This window comes from Lentzea sp. (assembly GCF_035525475.1).
Classification (GTDB): Bacteria; Actinomycetota; Actinomycetes; order Mycobacteriales; family Pseudonocardiaceae; genus Lentzea.
In genome coordinates this window covers 52,835-70,410 of sequence record NZ_DATLEC010000265.1, presented here as the reverse complement: position 1 = coordinate 70,410, position 17,576 = coordinate 52,835, and the positions used below count along the sequence as shown (strand labels likewise).

The window sequence follows — 17,576 nt, the reverse complement described above, 5'->3', positions numbered from 1 at the left end:
AGTCGTCCCAGCGCAGGATCTACCAGCGCGAACAGCGGTTTACAGTGCACGGGTGAACGCGCGCCGGCTGGACTGGGCGATCGCCGCCGGGGTGGCGGCGAGCCTCGTCGTGGCCGGACACCCCGCCACGCCACCGGGCTACGTCTTCCTCGCCGCGAGCGGGCTCGTGCTCGCGAGGCGCAGAACAGCGCCGATCGCGACGCTGGTCGCCACCGGTCTGCTCGCGCTGGCCTACCAGGCCACCGGATCCGACGTGCCGGTGATCGCGTTCCTGTTCGCCGTGTACTCGACGATGAGGGCGGGCCACCGCGTCGTCACCCTCGCCGGATCCGTCCTGATGCTGTCCACGCTCCCCCTCGCCGCGCTCGTCTCGCCGCGCGACCTCACGACGTACGAGGCGTTCGCGCAGACCCGTGACGTGCTGCAGATCGCCTGGCTCGTCGCCGCGGCGGCCGCCGGGGAAGCGCTCCGGCAGGCCGAGGAACGAGCCGACGAAGCCGAGCGCACCAAGGAGGAGGCGGCACGGCGACGTGCCGACGAGGAACGCCTGCACATCGCGCGCGAGCTGCACGACTCGCTCACCCACCAGATCTCCGTGATCAAGCTGCAGGCCGAGGTCGCGGTCCACCTGGCCCGCAAACGCGGTGAGGAGGTGCCGGAGGCCCTCCTGGCCATCCGCGACGCCGGGCGTGAGGCCTCCAAGGAGCTGCGCGCGACGCTGGAAGCCCTGCGGGACGACGACAAGAACCCGCCGCACGGCATCGACGACGTCGAACAGCTCGTCCAACGCGCCAGGGCCACCGGCCTCGACGCGCGGCTCACCATCGAAGGCCGCAACGACGACGTCCCGGCCGCCGTCGAACGCACGGCGTACCGGATCGTCCAGGAGTCGTTGACCAACATCGCCCGCCACGCCGCCGCCGCGACCGCGCGGATCCACATCGACTACCGGCCCGACGCCCTGCTCGTCCGGGTCGACGACGACGGCACGGCCTCGCCCGAGGCCGGGACCTCCGGCGTCGGGTTGCTCGGCATGCGCGAACGGGTCACCGCGCTCGGCGGCAGCCTCCAGGCCGCGCCGCGCAGCGAGGGCGGGTTCACCGTGCGGGCCGAGCTTCCGGTGGTGCAGCCGTGATCCGCGTCCTGCTGGTCGACGACCAGCCGTTGATCCGCAGCGGTTTCCGGGCCCTGCTCGACGCCGAGGACGACATCGAGGTCGTGGCCGAGGCGACGAACGGCGAGGAAGCCCTGACACAGGCCCGAAAACATCTCCCGGACATCGTCCTGCTGGACATCCAGATGCCTGGAGTCGACGGCATCGAGGCCACGCGACGCATCGCCGCCGACCCCGCGCTCGCGAGCACGCACGTCGTGATCCTCACCAACTACGGCCTCGACGAGTACGTCTTCCACGCCCTCAAAGCCGGTGCCGCCGGGTTCCTGGTCAAGGACGTCCAGCCGGAGGACTTCCTGCACGCCGTGCGGGTGGCGGCACGCGGCGACGCCCTGCTCGCGCCGTCGATCACGCGGAAGCTCATCGACCGGTACGTGAGCCAGCCGCAGCGGCGCACCGTCAGCCTCACGCACCTCACCAACCGCGAACAGGAAGCCGTCGTCCTGGTCGCGCGCGGCCTGTCGAACGACGAGATCGCCGCGAGCATGGTGATCAGCCCGCTCACCGCGAAGACGCACGTCAACCGGGCGATGACCAAGCTGCACGCCCGCGACCGCGCCCAGCTCGTGGTGATCGCCTACGAGTCGGGCCTGGTCGTGCCGCAGTCGTCGGAACGCGGGTAGGCCTCCGCGCAGACCCGCGCCTCGGCGTCCGTTGTGGACAGCGACCAGCGGATGATCCGCGCGTCGTCGGCGCCCGACACCAGCTCGTCGTCCCGCGTGAACGCCACGGCCTGCACCGGACCGGTGTGGCCCGTCAGGGTCGTGCCCGCGCGGGTCGCGAGGTTCCACACGACGACGGCGTGGTCCTCTCCCCCGGACGCCAGCGCGTCGCCGGACGGGCTGAACGCGAGCGACACGACCGGCGCGGAATGGCCGGTCAACGTCATCAGCTCCGCACCCGTCGCCACGTCCCAGATCTTGACCGTGCGGTTCGCGCCCGCCGTGGCGAACCGCGTGCCGTCCGGGCTGACCGCCACGGTGCGCACGTCGCCCTGACCGGTGCTCACCCGCCGTTCGAGCTTGTCGGCGGCCACGTCCCACAACAGCGCGCCACCAGCCGGGTCCGTGGAGATCAGCAGGCGGCCGTCGGGCGTGAACTCGACGGCGCTCGCGATGTACTGGTCGCCGGAGAACGCTTCCCGCTCCAGGCCCGGAAGACTCCAGCGGAACCGGCCGAGCGAGGCCGTGACGATCGCGCGCCCGTCGGGCTGGAACGCGATGTCGGTCGACGCGCCCGAACCGGTGTAGGAGAACGAGGTCAGCCGCTCGCGCCGCGCGACGTCCCAGATCGTGACGGTGTGGTCGCGGGTCAGGGCGGCGAGCCTGGTGCCGTCCGGGCTGAACGACACCGACTCCACCCGGTCCGCGTGACCGTCCAAAGTGGCCAGATCAGCGCCGTCGAGGTTCCACAACCGCACGGTTCCGTCGTCGGCGGCGGACGCCACCACGTTCTGGTGTACGGCGATGTCGTTGACACCGCTGGCATGTCCGGTGAACGCGGGCACGGCCTCCTCGTGCACCGCGACCGTCCTGCCGAAGCCTCCGGACACCAGCAGCGTGCCGCTACGGCCCAACGCAAGCGCTTTCGACTCGGTGCGGCTGCGGTAGGACGTGATCGGGCGGCCTGTGCCGACGTCCCAGATCGTGATGAGGCCGTCCTCGTCCGCCACCGCCACCCTGCCGCCGGCCTGGGCGGAGGCCTCCCACGCGTGCGGGCCCTGTCTCGGCAGCTCGGACAGCAGCTTCCCGCTGACATCCCAGAACTGGACGCCGTCATCCCGCATCGCGGTGACGACCCCGCCCGGACCGTCGAAGTGGACCGCGGTGACGCCGGGCGACGGGATCTCGCGGGCCTTCGCGCCGGACGCGACGTCCCAGATCAGCGGGTGGCCCTGGCCGTCGGCGGTGACGAGCGCCGAACCGTCGTCGTTGAACGCGAGCGAGCTCACCTCGTGCGTGTGGCCGGTGAACACCCGTTTCGTCTTCGTGGCGACGTTCCACACCTCGACGCCGCCACCGGCGACACCGACCGCGACCGCGGTTCCGGCGGGGTGGAAGGCAAGTCCGGTCGTGAGGACGTCGAAGCGTCGCGAGAAGACGGGTTCGCCGGTCCGCAGGTCCCAGACCACGACGTCGCCGCGGCCACCCGCAGGCGCGGTGGCGCTGGAGGCGAGGAACCTGTCGTCCGCGCTGAACTCCACCTGCCTGGCGTGGCCGCCCCCGGTGAGCGCGTTGTGCTCGGACAGCAGGAGCTTGCGGGCGCGGGTGCGCAGGTCCCACAGCGTCACGTTGCCGTCCCGGTCGGCCGTGGCGATCACGTCGCCCTGGTGCGACACGGTCACGTCCAGCACGGGCGGTCCGTCGATGTTGAGCTCGACGCGCCGCCCGGGCGCGGAGGCGGTGCTCAGCAGCGCGCCGCGGGTGTCGTCGTCCGCGTGCATCCGGAACGCGGTGAGCGCCAATAGTCCGGCCTGGTCGGGAGCGGTGTCGACGAGGTTGCGCGCGGACAGCGCGAGCTGGTGCGCCTGCTCGACCCGTTGGCCCAGCTGGGCCGCGCGCCACTGCCACCACGCGACACCGCCACCACCGCCCGCCAGCAGGAGCAGCACGCCCATGATGCTCACCAACCGGCTCAGCAACCGGTTGCGGCGGCGCACGCTCACCTGCTCGGCCTCGTCGTGCTCGCGGCTCGCGGTGAGGAACGCCTCCTCGGCCGCGTTCAGCTCGCCGGGGTGGTCCTGGGCCCAGGCGGACGCGGTGACGAGCTGCGCGCCGCGGTAGAGCGCGCCGTCGTCGCAACCCAGCTCGGCCCACGTGTGCGCCGCCGCGGTGAGCCTGCGGTGCACCAGCAACGTCGAGCGGTCGTCGGACAGCCAGCGCTGCAACCGCGGCCAGGCCCGGATCAGGGCTTCGTGGGCGATCTCGGCCGTGTCCTGGTCGAGCACGACCAGCCGCTCGGTGACCAGGCGCGCGAGCACGCCGTCGATCACCCGCGTCCCGGCGATGCCGTCGAGCTCGGCGCGGTGAATCGGCCTGCGCGTGTCCTCGGTGCCGTCGCCGAACGCGGTGAGCCGCACGAGGATCCGGCGCATCGCCTGCCGTTCGGCGTCTTCCAGCTCCTCGTAGGCGCGTTCGGCGGTCTGGGCTATCGCGCCGCGCACGCCTCCGCCCGCCCTGTACGCGGCCAGGGTCAGCTCGGTACCCGACCGCCGCCACGTCTCGACCAGCGCGTGCGACAGCAACGGCAGCGCGCCCGGTTCTGTGTCCACGTCGGCGAGGACCGTGGCGAGGAGGTCCGCGGCGACGGACAGCCCGCTCGTCGCGGCGGGCCGCAGCACGATGTCGCGGAGGTCCGCGGCGGACGGCGGGCCGACGAGCACGGTCGCCTCGTCGGCCAGTGCCTCGACCAGGCCGGGGTGCTGGGTGACGTGGGCGAGGAAGTCGGCACGAACGCCGAGCACGATCCGCGTGCGCCTCTGTGGTCCTTGGGCCGCGTCAAGCAGCACGGCGAGGAATTGTGAGCGTTCACCATCGTTGTCGCACAAGGTGAACAGCTCTTCGAGCTGATCGACCACGAGCAGCACGCGGACGTCGTCTGGGCCGGTCGCCAGCTCGTTGCGCGCTTCGACGTCGAACGCCTCGGGGCTCGCGCCGAGATCGGGTCGCTTGCCGGTGAGCGACGCCAGGGCGTTGGTCAGCGCTTCGAGAGGACGCTCGGTCGGCGTGATGACGACAGGGCGCCAGGTCTCGTCGAGCCCGCCGACGACCCCGGCCCTGAGCAGCGACGACTTGCCGCTGCCCGACGCGCCGAACACCCCGACGACCGGGTGGCGGTCGATCCTGCGCGTGACCAGCTCGACGAGGTGGTCACGGCCGAAGTACCACGGGTGGTGCTCCGGCTGGTACGCCATCAGGCCGCGGTACGGGCAGTCGGCTTTCGCGGACCTGACGGGCGTGGGGGCGTCCGGCACCTGACCGCGCAGCATCGTCTCGTGCAGTCCGCGCAGCTCCGGGCCGGGTTCGATGCCGAGGTCGCCGACGAGCCGTTGCCTGGCGGTGCGGAACACCTCCAGCGCCTCGGCCTGGCGGTGCGCGCCGTAGAGCGCGGTCATCAGCTTGGCGTGCAGCGGTTCCCGGTACGGGTGCGCTTTCGCCAGCTCGGCCAGCTCCCCGACCACCTCGGCGTGCCGGCCCAGTGCGAGGTCGGCGGTGACCCGTACCTCGACGGCCCGCAGCCGTGCCTCGTCGAGCCGCGCACCGAAATGGCCGGGCAGGTCCGGGTAGGCCGGTCCGCGCCACAGTCCGAGCGCTTCGGTGAGCAGTCCGGCCGCCTTGGCGGCATCGCCGTCCGCGAGGGCGCGTTCACCCTCATCCGCCATTCGGGTGAACCTGTCCGCGTCGAGTTCGCCGTCGTCGACCTTGATCCGGTAACCACTCGGTTCGCGACCTATGCGCGCGCCCAGGTCGAGCGTGCGCTTGAGCTGGTAGACGTGGAGCCTGACGTTGTCCTGGGCGGAGGCCGGCGGAACCTCCCACAGGACCTCGATCAACCGCTGCGGCGAGACGGGGGTGTTCGCGTGACGCAGCAGCATCGCCAGCACGATCCGCTGCTTGACCGACCGCGACGGCAGCTCCTCGCCGCCTGCCACCACGGCGAGCGGGCCGAGCACCCGGAACTCCACGCATCCTCCCCAGGATCGGCGGAACGGTAACAACGACCAGGCGTTATACGCAGCCGATACGGGGAAATACGGTCCGTTCGCCAGCGTTGGCCCGTGCGCCAAATCCACGTCGTGCTGTCCCTGCGGAGCACGTTGCTGACCGAGAAGGTCGCGACGCGCCTGACCGCTGTCCCGTGGGCGCGTCCCGGTGCTCCGGCTGACGTGTCCGTCGTCGACGAGACCGGAGCGGCCGGCCCTCGGACCGTCGCCGTGCTGTCGTCGCCCGACGCGGTGGAAGGCCTGGTGCGGATCGGCGTGACCGGGCTCGTGCTCGCCGACGACCCCGTGGAGGACGTCGTGCGCGCGATCCACGACGTGCACCGGTTCGGCGGCTGGATCTCGCCGCGGCTGGTGCCGTCGCTGCTGCCCGGTCCCCCACCGGCGTCGCTCACCTCGCGCGAGCGCGAGACGTTGCGGATGCTGGCCGAGGGCTGGGAGAACGCCGAGATCGCCGCGGCCATGTTCATCACCGTGAGCGCCGTCAAGTACCACGTGTCGAACCTGCTGCGGAAGTTCGGCTGCCGCGACCGCACACAACTGGTCTCGCGACTAGGGCGGCCGCTGCTGGTGCGTTCCTAGCGTGCAGGGCATGAGAATCCTCGTTGCCGCCGTGATCTCGTTCTTCGTCCTGATAGGACTGGTCAGTCCCGCGCAGGCGGCCCTGCCCTCGTGGCCGAACGTCAAGTCCGGCGCCACCGGTGACACCGTCCGCAGCGCCCAGCACCTGCTGCGCCACCGCGGCTACGACATCAGCGCCGACGGCGAGTTCGGCCCGGCCACCGAGACCGCGGTCAAGCAGTTCCAGAGCGCCAACGGCCTGTCGTCCGACGGTCAGATCGGGCCGAACACCTGGCCGAAGCTGATCGTCAGCGTCAAGCAGGGCAACAACAGCGAGGCCGTCAAGGCCGCTCAGGTCCAGCTCAACCGCTACGGCCACAACCTGTCGGTCGACGGCGACTTCGGCGGCGGCACCCACAGCGCCGCCGTCGCGTTCCAGAAGTCGAAGGGCCTGTCCGCCGACGGCGTCGTGGGCCCGGACACCTGGCAGAGCCTGGTCGGCGGCTCGGGTTCCGGCGGCGGAGGAGGCACCTACACCCTCCCGCTCGCCAAGAGCGCCCTGCCGCGCAGCGAGTACGACGACCCGCACCACGACTACCCGGCCATCGACCTGCCGGTGAACAACGTCCCGGCCTACGCCATGGTCACCGGCACCGCCTACCGCATCAACGAGCCCAGCGGCTGCGGCAACGGCCTGCGGATCGTGAAGAGCGGCGTCGACTACATCTACTGCCACTTCTCCAGCTGGTCGGTCGCCAACGGCACCGCAGTCAAGGCGGGCGACCGCGTCGGCACCACGGGCAACACCGGCAACTCGACCGGCCCGCACCTGCACATCGCCATCAAGATCAGCGGCACGTCGTACTGCCCGCAGAACTTCCTGCTGGCGATCTACGACGGCCGGACGCCGCCCGCGCCGTCGTCGCTGCCGAGGACCGGCTGCTTCTACTGATAGCCGGACCGGTGGGCGTGGTGAGCGACCACACAGATCATCTGCGAAACACTCGAGGACCGGATCCCGTTGTAGAGAGAGGTCGGTGCGGTCCGTGTCCCCCGGGCCTCACCTCAAAGCCTTCGCGGAACACCGTCCGGCTGGTACCGCGTCGAGCCACTCGCCGAGAGGCGACCGCCGCACCGACCTCTCCACACTCGCCCTCAGACCGCCACTTCCCCCCGACGGGCGGTCTGAGGGCGTCCTGAGGAACATCGTCGAGCCGCGATCCCCCGGTTGACTCGACGATGTTCGCCGGATGCCCCCAGGCTGCCGTTCCCCCAGGCGGCGTGGGGGCATCCACCCCGGATCCATTGGCAGACAAAGGGTTTGCGCTGGTTCCGGTGACCGACCACACAGGTTTTGTGGAAACACAACGGATCCCCGCGCCGTTGTACAGGATGGTCGGTGCGGCTCGTGTCCCCCGGGCCTCACCTCAAAGCCTTCACGGAACACCGTTCGGCTGGTACCGCGTCGAGCCACTCGCCGAGAGGCGACCGCCGCACCGACCACCCCAAGCCAAGCCCTCGAACCGTTCACCCCAGACAGCTTGAGGGCCTTCCCACCGCCTGCGGAAACGCGAACCGTTACGCCGAAAGGGTTTTTGCTTCCACAGCGGTGACCGACCACACAGGCTTCGCGGAACACAACAGGTTCCCGCGCCGTTGTACAGGATGGTCGGTGCGGTCCGTGTCCCCCGGGCCTCACCTCAAAGCCTTCGCGGAAGACCGTTCGGCTGGTACCGCGTCGAGCCACTCGCCGAGAGGCGACCGCCGCACCGACCATCCCCAAGCCAAGCCCTCGAACCGTTCACCCCCAGGCGGTTCGAGGGCCTTCCCGCCACCGGCAAACGCACAACCTGTTATGCCAAAAGGGTTTCCGCCCCGGCGGCGGTGACGGACCACACAGATCAGCAGGAAACACAACGGATCCCCGCGCCGTTGTACGGGGTGGTCGGTGCGGAACGAGTCCCCGGGCCTCACCAGAACCGCCTTCGCGGAAGACCGTTCGGCTGGTACCGCGTCGTGCCCACCGCCGAGAGGCGACCGCCGCACCGACCACCCCTCAAGCCCGCCCCCAGGCTGCCGCTCTCCCCCGTGCAGCGTGGGGGCTTCCTGCTTTTCTCAGGCGACTCCGGCGGCGATCAGCTTCGTCCAGATCTCGCCCTGGTCGACCACCTCGACGCCGAGCTTCTCCGCCTTCGTCAGCTTGCTCGCGCCGACGCCCTCGCCCGTGATCAGCAGGTCCGTCGTCGCCGACACCGAGGACGCGGCCGTGGCTCCCGCTCGTTCACACATCTTCTGGAACGTCGGGCGTGTCACCTTCTCGCCCGAACGCGGGTCGCTGATCGAGCCCGTGATCACGACCGACTTGCCTTCCAGGGGCGCGCCGGCCACGACCACCGGCGGCAGATCCTCCTGGCGGACCTCCAGCGACACGCCTCGCTCGCGCAGGCGTTCGATCTCCGGGCGCAGGCGGGCCAGGTGGGCGTTCAGCGACTCGGCGACCTTCTGGCCGATGTCCTCGACGGCGACGAGCTTCTCGACGCCCGCGTCGGCCACCTCCTCCAGGGAACCGAAACCCGCGCGGCACAGGCGGGCGGCCGTGCCTTCGGACGCCATCGGGATCGACAGGCCGATCAACGCCCTGCGCAGGCCCACGGAGCGGCTGCGGTCGATCGACTCGATCATTCGGGTCGCGGAGACCTCGCCCACGCGGTCGAACTCCAGCAGGCGTTCCTTGGTGAGCGTGTAGAAGTCGGACGGGTTCACCAGGTCGCCGGTCTCGGCGAGGCGTTCGATCCACACCTGGCCGATGGCGTCGATGTCGGCGGCCGCGCGCGAGGACCAGTGGATCAGGCGGCGCACGGTCTGGGCGGGGCAGACGGAGTTCGTGCAGAACAGCTCGCGGCTGTTGCCCTGTTCGGTCAACGGTTGCGCGCACGACGGGCACTCGGACGGCGGAACGATCTCGCGTTCGTCGCCCGTGCGCTTCGACTCGTCCAGCACGCCCGCCACGAACGGGATCACGTCGCCCGCGCGGCGCACGAGCACGGTGTCGCCGATCTTGATGCCGCGCGAGCGGATGACCTCCTGGTTGGCCAGGGTCGCTCGGGTGACGGTGGTGCCGCCGACGAACACCGGTTCCAGCCAGGCGACCGGGGCGATCTTGCCGGTCTTGCCCACGTCCCACCGGACGTCCAGCAGGACCGTCGTCTTCTCCTCGGCGGCGAACTTGTAGGCGATGGCGCCGCGCGGCGACGACGAACGGGTGCCTGCTGCGGCGAACGCGTCGCGGTTCGCCAGGCGCAGCACGGCTCCGTCGAGGTCGTAGTCCAGCGCGTTGCGGGCCGTCTCGATCGCGCCGATCAGCTCCTGGGCCTCGGCGGCGGTGGAGCAGTGCTTCATCTCGGCCACGCTGAAGCCGAGCTTGCGCAGGCCCGCGTCCAGGTCGGAGTCGGCGCTCTCCGGCTCGGTCGTCAGGTCGAACGCGAAGAACTGCATGCGCCGGCCCTCGACGGCCTTCGGGTCCTTGGCGCGCAACGTGCCCGCGGCGGCGTTGCGCGGGTTGATCAACGGCTTGTCCGGGTGGGCCTTGTTGTACGTGTCGAACGTCGAGCGCAGCATCACGCACTCGCCGCGCACCTCGACGCGGCCCGGCGCCTCCACCCTGTCCGGCACGCCGTCGCACAACGCGCGCGTCAGGAACGTGACGTCGTCGCCCGTCGTGCCGTCGCCACGGGTCACGGCGCGCGCCAGGCGGCCGTTCTCGTACACCAGCGCCAGCGACAGGCCGTCCAGCTTCGGCATGACGACCACGGGCTGACCGGGGAACCGGGAGAAGAACGACTCGACCTGCTCGGGCTTGTTCGCCTTCTCCAGCGACAGCATCGGGCGTGAGTGCCGCACCGGCGCGTGCAGCACCGACGGCGCACCCACGTGGTCCAGAGGGTTGTCCTCCGGCGCCAGCTCCGGGTGTTCCGCCACCAACGTGCGGAACTCGTCCTCGATCGCGTCGTACTCGGCGTCCGCCACGAGCGGCTCGCCCTGGTAGTACGCGTCGCGCAGCTCCACGATCCGCGCGGCGAGCTCCTGAATCCGGTCCCCAGCAGCACTCATGGAGGGGACGTTACCTGCCACCCCTGACAATTTTCGTGCAACCGCGATCGAGCGCCGCTCAAGCCGTCGTGTGCCGCCTCGGACGCCGAGTGGTCTCCACATCGGACGGACGGCGCGCTAGTCGCGCGGCCCCCGCAGCGTCAGGACCACCCGCAGGACGTGCTCGACGGCGGCCGGGAAGATCGCTCCCCGCAGCTCGTCGCGGTGCGCGAGCGTGAGCCCCGCGAACTCCGCCATCCGCTCCGGCCCGACCCGGCGGACCACGAGCGCGGCGACCTCCTCCAGGTCGAGTCCCGGGTTGTCGAGGCGGGTCAGCGCGAACTCGACGATCAGCTCCTCTTCGGTCACCGGCCACCTCCGCGATCCGTCGAATTCTCCCACCGGTACAGGTCGGGAACGTGCGCTGGACCGATGATCCACGCCACCCGCACGCTGTCGGCATGAAGTTCTCGCAGCCAGACGCCCGCGGCTGGACGTGCCCGCCCGCGCCCACCGGGGTGCGCGAGTTCCACGCACGGCTGCCCGGCTACGCTCCGACACCGCTGACGGAGCTGCCCGCCCTCGCCGCCGAGCTCGGGGCCGGCCGCTTGTTCGTCAAGGACGAATCCTCCCGTCTCGGCCTGCCCGCTTTCAAGGCTCTCGGCGCCTCTTGGGCCGTTCACCGCGTTCTCTCCGGTCGAACCGGGCAGATCACGCTCACCACGGCGACCGACGGCAACCACGGACGCGCTGTCGCCCGCATGGCGCGAATGCACGGCCAACGCGCGCACGTCTTCGTGCCGAACACCGTGCCGTCACCCGCGATCGAGGCCATCAGGAACGAGAACGCGCAGGTCACGGTCGTCGACGGCACCTACGACGACGCCGTCGCACGCGCCGCCGAAGCCGACGGCGTCCTCGTCCAGGACATGGGCCGGCCCGGCTACGAGGAGATCCCGGCCTGGATCGTCGAGGGCTACGGCACGCTCTGCCACGAGGTCGACGACCAGCTCGACGACGAACCGGACCTGGTCGTCATCCCGGTCGGCGTCGGCTCGTTCGCGCAGGCCGTGGTCACCCACTACCGCAGCCGCGCCTCCCGCACGAGACTGCTCGCCGTCGAGCCCGACACCGCCGCCTGCGTCCTGGAAAGCCTGAGGGCGGGCGAACCGACGACCGTCCCCACCGGGAACACGATCATGGCCGGGCTCAACTGCGGGACGCCGTCCACGACCTCCTGGCCGTTCCTGCGCGACGGCCTGGACGCCGCCGTGGCCATCTCCGACGCCGAGTGCGCCCGAGCCATGGCCGACCTCCACGCCCTCAACGTCCACTCCGGACCGTGCGGTGCGGCACCACTTGCCGGGCTTCGCGCCTTCCGGGACGAGCTCGGCAGCCTCGGCACCGTCGTGCTCATCAGCACCGAAGGACGCCCGTGAACCCACGTGACCTGCTGGCCCGGCTCATCTCCATCGACTCGGTGAACCCCGGGCTCGTCCCCGGCGGCAACGGCGAACGCGAGATCGCCGGCTTCTGCGCCGGCTGGTTCGCCGACCACGGCTTCGAGGTCCACCGCCTCGAACGGGTGCAGGGCAGACCGTCGATCGTCGCCGTCAAGAAGGGCAGCGGCGGTGGGAAGTCGTTGATGCTCAACGGCCACATCGACACCGTCGGCATCGCGGGCTACGACGGCGATCCGCTCGAGCCGGAGATCAGGGACGGCAAGATGTTCGGGCGCGGCACGTTCGACATGAAAGGCGGCGTGGCGGCGATGATGGTCGCCGCGGCGAAAGCCGAGAACCTGCGTGGTGACGTCATCGTCGCGTGCGTCGCCGACGAGGAACACGGCAGCTTCGGCACGGCGGAGGTGCTCGAACGCTTCACCGCCGACGCCGCCATCGTCACCGAACCGAGCCACCTCGAAGTCACGTTGGCGCACAAGGGTTTCGTGTGGTTCGACGTCGAGATCGAGGGCAGGGCCGCGCACGGCTCACGGCCGGAGCTGGGCGTGGACGCGATCGCGAAGGCCGGACACTTCCTCGTCGCCCTCGAACGGCTCGGCCACGACCTCGCCACCGGCCCCGCGCACCCCCTGCTCGGCACCGGGACGGTCCACGCGTCGCTGATCAGCGGCGGCGAGGAGGCCTCCACCTACCCGTCGGCCTGCCGGATCACCCTCGAACGCCGCACCGTTCCCGGCGAGTCCCCGCAGCACGCCGAGGACGAGCTGCGGACCATCCTCGACCACCTCGGGGCCACCGTCCCGGACTTCCGCGCGACGCTCACCCGCGGCCTCGCGAGGGACCCGTTCGAGGCCGACCCGGACGCGGAGATCGTCCGCACGCTGATCGCGAACCTCGGCGCACCGCCCGTGATCAGGGCCGAGCCGTTCTGGACCGACTGCGCGCTGCTCGACAGGGCCGGCATCCCGTGCCTGCTGTTCGGGGTCGACGGCGCGGGAGCCCACGCGGCCACCGAGTACGTCGACCTCGCCTCGCTCGACCGGCTCACCGCCGTGCTGGCCGGCACGATCGCCGACTTCTGCGGATGACAGGGGCTAAGGAGCGAGCCTGCGCTTGAAGTCCGGACACTCGACCAACGGTTCGTGGGTGCAGGTCGCCGCGTGGTCGAGGCTGTCGCGCATCCGTTGCAAGCGGGCGATGTCCTCGTCGAGCAGGCGGGCCTTCTCGGCCATCTTGGCGCGGGTCGCCGCGTCTCCGGGCACGGCGACCAGGAAGCGGCTGATCTCCGCGATGGTGAACCCGGCCCGGCGCGCGCAGGTGATCATCGTCAGCCGGTGCAGCACCTCGGGGTCGTAGGTGCGGCGCAGCCCGTTGCGGCCGCTCGACGCGAGCAGGCCCTTCTTCTCGTAGAACCGCAGGGCAGACGGTGCCAGCCCCGTCTTCTCCGCGACCTCGGCGATGTCCAGCACACCGCCGAGGTTAGCGAGTGCTTGACTTGAACCGCGCTTCAAGTCGCACGATCACCGCCATGCGGATCCACCACCTGAACTGCGGTTCCATGCGCCCGATCGCGCCCACGTACGAAGGCCTGCCGACCACACCGGCCGTGAACCACTGCCTGCTGGCCGAAACGGACGACGGCCTCGTCCTCGTGGAGACCGGCCTGGGACTCGCCGACGTGCGCGACGCCGCCGGAACCCTCGACACGAACTGGACGGCGATGGTCGAACCGGCGCTCAAAGAAGAAGAGACCGCGATCCGCCAGGTCGAGCGCCTGGGCTTCGACCCCGCCGACGTCCGGCACGTCATCGTCACGCACCTGGACGTCGACCACTGCGGCGGCCTCCCCGACTTCCCGCACGCCGCGGTCCACGTCCTGGCAGCGGAACTGGAAGCGGCCCTGCGAGAAGCTCCGAGCGTCCGCTACCGCCCTGCCCACTGGGCGCACGGTCCGCAGTGGCGCACCTATGAGTCCACGAACGACCGGTGGTTCGGCCTGGACGCCATCCGGCCGGCCGACCTGCCGGGGTTCGTGCTGGTCCCGTTGAGCGGCCACAGCGCGGGCCACACAGGCGTGGCGGTGCACAACGGCGACAAGTGGCTCCTGCACTGCGGCGACGCCTACTACTACCACCGCGAACTGGACGAAGCTCCCGAACCGCACCCCGTGATGGACATCGTCCAGACGAGATCCGAGGTCGACCACGACGAGCGAGTGGGGACGCAGTCCGCTCTCCGGACCCTCGCCCGCGACCACGCCGCCGAGGTCACGCTCTTCAGCGCACACGACCCGTGGGAATTCGGCAGACTGACGGGGTGACCCGACTGAGGACGATCTGACGTGCACGCCGCCGGCCTGGTGCTGCACCCGCAACGAGACTCCGCCGCCGCCGTGGAGGCCGTGCTCGGCTGGGCGACCAGCCGCGGTGTGGAGATCCTCGGCATCGCCGACGAGATCCAGAGGCTCCGCTGCGAGGCCACCCCGGTCTCCGCGGAGGAACTGGGCCGCCGGGCCGACCTGGTCGTGAGCCTCGGCGGCGACGGCACGATGCTGCGGGCCATGCGCCTCGCCGACGGCATGCAGGCCCCGGTCCTGGGCGTCAACCTGGGCAAGCTCGGCTTCCTGGCCGAGGTGGACGTCCCCGACCTGCCCGCCGCCCTGTCCGCCATCGACGCCCACGACTTCACCGTCGAGCCCCGCCTGGCGGTCGACGCGACCTTCGGCGACCAGAAGGTCACCGCCTTCAACGACATCGCCGTGGCCCGCACCCCTGGTCAGGGCAGCGCGCGCGTGGCCGTCCGGGTGGCGGGCCAGCCGTTCGTGAGCTACGCCGCGGACGCCGTCATCGTCGCCACCCCGACCGGCTCGACGGCGTACAGCTTCTCGGCGGGCGGCCCGATCACCAGCCCGTCCGTCGAAGCCCTGCTGGTCACCCCCGCCGCACCGCACTCCGCCTACAGCCGCGGCGTGGTCCTGTCGGTCGACGACGAGGTGGACCTGGACCTGCTCCCGTCGAGCGGACGCCTGGCCGTGGAGGTGGACGGCATGGTCGCGGGCTACGTCGAACCGGGCCAGCGCGTGTCGCTGCGGGGCCGCGCCGGTGCCGCCCGCGTGGTGCGGCTGGGGATGACGACGTTCTACCAGCGGGCGCGGCGCAAGCTGCGGCTCACCGACTCGGCCGAACTGGGCTGACGCACCTCGTCCCCGACCTCCAGTCGTGCTCGAGCGGCGCTTGTTCGGATGTCCGCGCCGAGCTACGGAGGGGGAAGGGTCATGGAGTTGAACAGGCGCAGGGTGTTCGCGCTGGGTGCCGGCGCCGCACTCGCCGCGGGCGCCGGAACGGCCGCCGCGGACACCTCGAAGCACACCGAGCCAGAGCTCGCGGGTTTCCGCCACAACTACGCCGAGGTCAACGGGGTGCGCCTGCACTACGTCACCGGCGGCAGAGGCGAGCCGCTGGTGCTGTTACCGGGGTGGCCGCAGACGTGGTGGCTGTACAACAAGATCCTGCCCGCGCTGGCGACGAAGTTCCGGGTCATCGCGGTCGACCTGCGCGGCATGGGCGGGTCGGACAAGCCGGCCGGCGGGTTCGACAAGAAGACGATGGCCACCGACATCCACGAGCTCGTCAAGGTGCTCGGGTACGACAAGGTCAACGTCGTCGGGCACGACCTGGGGAGCATGGTCGCGTTCTCGTTCGCCGCCAACTTCCCCGAGGCGACCAGGAAGGTCGCCTTCATGGACGTGCTGCACCCCGACGAGAGCTTCTACCAGATCCCGCTGCTGCCCCGGCCCGGCGGGTTCAGCGTGTGGTGGTTCGCGTTCAACCAGGTCCTGGCGCTGCCCGAACAGCTGCTGACCGGGCGGTTCCGGTACATGGTCGACTGGCTCTTCGCGAACACCGCCTTCACCCCCGCCGCGATCGACGAGCGGTCTCGGTCGATCTACGCGCGGGCCTACAACACCTCGGAGGCGATCCGGGCGAGCAACGGCTGGTACCAGGCGTTCCACCAGGACATCGCCGACGGCAAGACCTACGCCAAGCTCGTGCCGCCGGTGCTCGGGCTCGCCTCGGTCTCGTCCTACGACCAGTTCCTCGGGACGTTGCCGGCCGTGGCGAACCAGTTCGAGGTCGTGCGGGTCGACGGGTCCGGCCACTGGCTCGCCGAGGAGCAGCCGGACGTCGTCGCCCGCGAGATCACGCGGTTCTTCGGCTGAGCGAGGGGATGAACGCCGCGACCACGACTGCCGCCAGCGCGGTCGCGGCGCCCAGGCCCATGATCAGCTTGAAGCTCGCCGGGGCGGCCACCTGCGTGAGCACGACGCCCGCCACCGCGCTGGAGATCGACGTGCCGATCGCGCGCATCAGCGTGTTGAGGCTGTTGGCGGCGGCCGTCTCCGACGTCGGCACGGCACCCATGATCAGGGCGGGCATCGCGCCGTAGCCCAGGCCGATGCCGGCGCCGATCACGGCGGACACGACCACGAGCTGCCACACCGCGGTCAGCATGAAGACACCCGCGCCATAACCGAAGGCGACCACGAGCGTGCCGAGGATCAGCGTGGCGCGGGGACCGCGCGCGTTGGAGATCTTGGCGGACACCGGCGCCATCGCCATCATCACGAGCCCGCCCGGCACGAGCACGAGACCCGTCACGAGCAACGACTGGCCGAGCCCGTGGCCCGTCGCGGCCGGCAGCTGCAGGATCTGCGGCAGCACCAGCGACTGCGCGAACATGGCGAACGCGAACACCGCCGACGCGATGTTCGTCAGCAGCACCTGACGACGGGCCGTGGTCCGCAGGTCCACCAACGGCCGCGGCGACCGCAACTCCCACCAGCCCCACAGGCCCAGCACCACCGCCGACGCCACGAACAGGCCGGTGGTGGCGCCGCCGCTCCACGTCGAGGCCTTCGACACCCCGAGCAGCAGGCAGATCAGCGCGACCGAAAGCCCTGCCGCGCCGACGAAGTCGAACCGGCCACCGCTGCGCACCGCGGACTCCGGCACGCACACCAGCACCGCGACGAGCACGATCACACCGGCCGCCGCCGACGTCCAGAACAGCATGTGCCAGTCGCTCTGCTCGACCAGGAACGCCGCCGCGGGCAGCCCCAGCGCGCCGCCGACGCCCAGCGAGGCGCTCATCAGCGCCGTCGCCGACGCCAGCCGTTCCACCGGGAGCTCGTCGCGCATGATGCTGATGCCGAGCGGGATGACGCCGACCGCGAGCCCCTGCACCACCCTGCCGATGATCAGCGGCAGCAGCGAGTAGCTCAGCGCGGCGATGACCGAGCCCGCGACCAGCAAGGCAAGGCTGACCAGCAGCATGCGGCGCTTGCCGTACATGTCGCCGAGCCGGCCGACGACGGGTGTGGCGACGGCGCTGGCCAGCAGCGTCGACGTGATCACCCACGCGGTGTCGCCGGGTGAGGACCGGAGCAGCGAGGGGAACATCGGCAGCAGCGGGATGACGAGCGTCTGCATCAGCGAGACGACGATGCCGCCCATCGCGAGCACGGCCACGACAACGTTCGGGCGCGTCACGGGACGCGTCTCTTCGAGGA

At 70.9% G+C, this 17,576-nt stretch carries 14 protein-coding genes; 9 read left to right on the top strand and 5 right to left on the bottom strand.

Annotated elements, in window-relative coordinates:
* Positions 1 to 52: 52 nt before the first annotated feature.
* A complete protein-coding gene (locus tag VM306_RS40610; RefSeq protein ID WP_325524965.1) occupies positions 53 to 1,135 on the top strand; it encodes a sensor histidine kinase in 1,083 nt (360 codons plus the stop codon).
* Positions 1,132 to 1,797, top strand: a complete 666-nt coding sequence (locus VM306_RS40605) for a response regulator transcription factor (RefSeq protein ID WP_325524962.1) — start codon at positions 1,132 to 1,134, stop codon at positions 1,795 to 1,797. The genes VM306_RS40610 and VM306_RS40605 overlap by 4 nt, the downstream gene beginning before the upstream one ends.
* Here the strand turns inward: VM306_RS40605 and VM306_RS40600 are convergent.
* Positions 1,752 to 5,858, bottom strand: coding sequence for a BTAD domain-containing putative transcriptional regulator (locus tag VM306_RS40600; RefSeq protein WP_325524960.1), 4,107 nt, complete (start codon positions 5,856 to 5,858; stop codon positions 1,752 to 1,754). The genes VM306_RS40605 and VM306_RS40600 overlap by 46 nt on opposite strands.
* 93 nt (positions 5,859 to 5,951) lie before the next feature.
* Here VM306_RS40600 and VM306_RS40595 point away from each other — a divergent pair, with 93 nt between their 5' ends.
* Positions 5,952 to 6,476 carry a response regulator transcription factor gene (locus VM306_RS40595; protein ID WP_325524958.1) on the top strand — a complete coding sequence of 175 codons (525 nt, stop codon included), beginning with the start codon at positions 5,952 to 5,954 and terminating at the stop codon, positions 6,474 to 6,476.
* A gap of 10 nt (positions 6,477 to 6,486) precedes the next feature.
* Complete coding sequence (locus tag VM306_RS40590) at positions 6,487 to 7,407, top strand: peptidoglycan-binding protein (protein ID WP_325524956.1); 921 nt, start codon at positions 6,487 to 6,489, stop codon at positions 7,405 to 7,407.
* 1,163 nt (positions 7,408 to 8,570) lie between these two features.
* Here VM306_RS40590 and ligA read toward each other — a convergent pair.
* Positions 8,571 to 10,565 carry an NAD-dependent DNA ligase LigA gene (ligA, locus tag VM306_RS40585; RefSeq protein ID WP_325524954.1) on the bottom strand — a complete coding sequence of 665 codons (1,995 nt, stop codon included), beginning with the start codon at positions 10,563 to 10,565 and terminating at the stop codon, positions 8,571 to 8,573.
* Between the two features lie 117 nt (positions 10,566 to 10,682).
* Positions 10,683 to 10,913, bottom strand: coding sequence for a hypothetical protein (locus tag VM306_RS40580; protein WP_325524951.1), 231 nt, complete (start codon positions 10,911 to 10,913; stop codon positions 10,683 to 10,685).
* Positions 10,914 to 11,005: 92 nt separating this feature from the next.
* On the opposite strand from VM306_RS40580, the gene VM306_RS40575 reads away from it, so the two are divergent.
* Positions 11,006 to 11,983, top strand: a complete 978-nt coding sequence (locus VM306_RS40575) for a pyridoxal-phosphate dependent enzyme (protein ID WP_325524949.1) — start codon at positions 11,006 to 11,008, stop codon at positions 11,981 to 11,983.
* Positions 11,980 to 13,095: an ArgE/DapE family deacylase gene (locus VM306_RS40570; RefSeq protein WP_325524947.1), complete on the top strand. Its 1,116-nt coding sequence runs from the start codon at positions 11,980 to 11,982 to the stop codon at positions 13,093 to 13,095. The genes VM306_RS40575 and VM306_RS40570 overlap by 4 nt, the downstream gene beginning before the upstream one ends.
* 6 nt (positions 13,096 to 13,101) lie before the next feature.
* Here VM306_RS40570 and VM306_RS40565 read toward each other — a convergent pair whose 3' ends face one another.
* Positions 13,102 to 13,476 (bottom strand): MerR family transcriptional regulator, encoded by a 375-nt coding sequence (locus VM306_RS40565; protein WP_325524945.1) that lies wholly within the window; start codon positions 13,474 to 13,476, stop codon positions 13,102 to 13,104.
* Positions 13,477 to 13,535: 59 nt separating this feature from the next.
* On the opposite strand from VM306_RS40565, the gene VM306_RS40560 reads away from it, so the two are divergent.
* The 3 genes from VM306_RS40560 to VM306_RS40550 all read left to right on the top strand — a co-directional run bounded on the left by VM306_RS40560 (position 13,536) and on the right by VM306_RS40550 (position 16,226).
* Entirely contained in the window at positions 13,536 to 14,327 is a 792-nt protein-coding gene (locus VM306_RS40560) for an MBL fold metallo-hydrolase (RefSeq protein WP_325524943.1), read from the top strand.
* Positions 14,328 to 14,348: 21 nt separating this feature from the next.
* Positions 14,349 to 15,200: an NAD(+)/NADH kinase gene (locus tag VM306_RS40555; protein ID WP_325524941.1), complete on the top strand. Its 852-nt coding sequence runs from the start codon at positions 14,349 to 14,351 to the stop codon at positions 15,198 to 15,200.
* An 81-nt stretch (positions 15,201 to 15,281) separates the two neighbouring features.
* Entirely contained in the window at positions 15,282 to 16,226 is a 945-nt protein-coding gene (locus VM306_RS40550) for an alpha/beta hydrolase (protein WP_325524938.1), read from the top strand.
* Here VM306_RS40550 and VM306_RS40545 read toward each other — a convergent pair.
* Positions 16,207 to 17,520 carry an MFS transporter gene (locus tag VM306_RS40545; RefSeq protein ID WP_325525160.1) on the bottom strand — a complete coding sequence of 438 codons (1,314 nt, stop codon included), beginning with the start codon at positions 17,518 to 17,520 and terminating at the stop codon, positions 16,207 to 16,209. The genes VM306_RS40550 and VM306_RS40545 overlap by 20 nt on opposite strands.
* Positions 17,521 to 17,576: the final 56 nt, after the last annotated feature.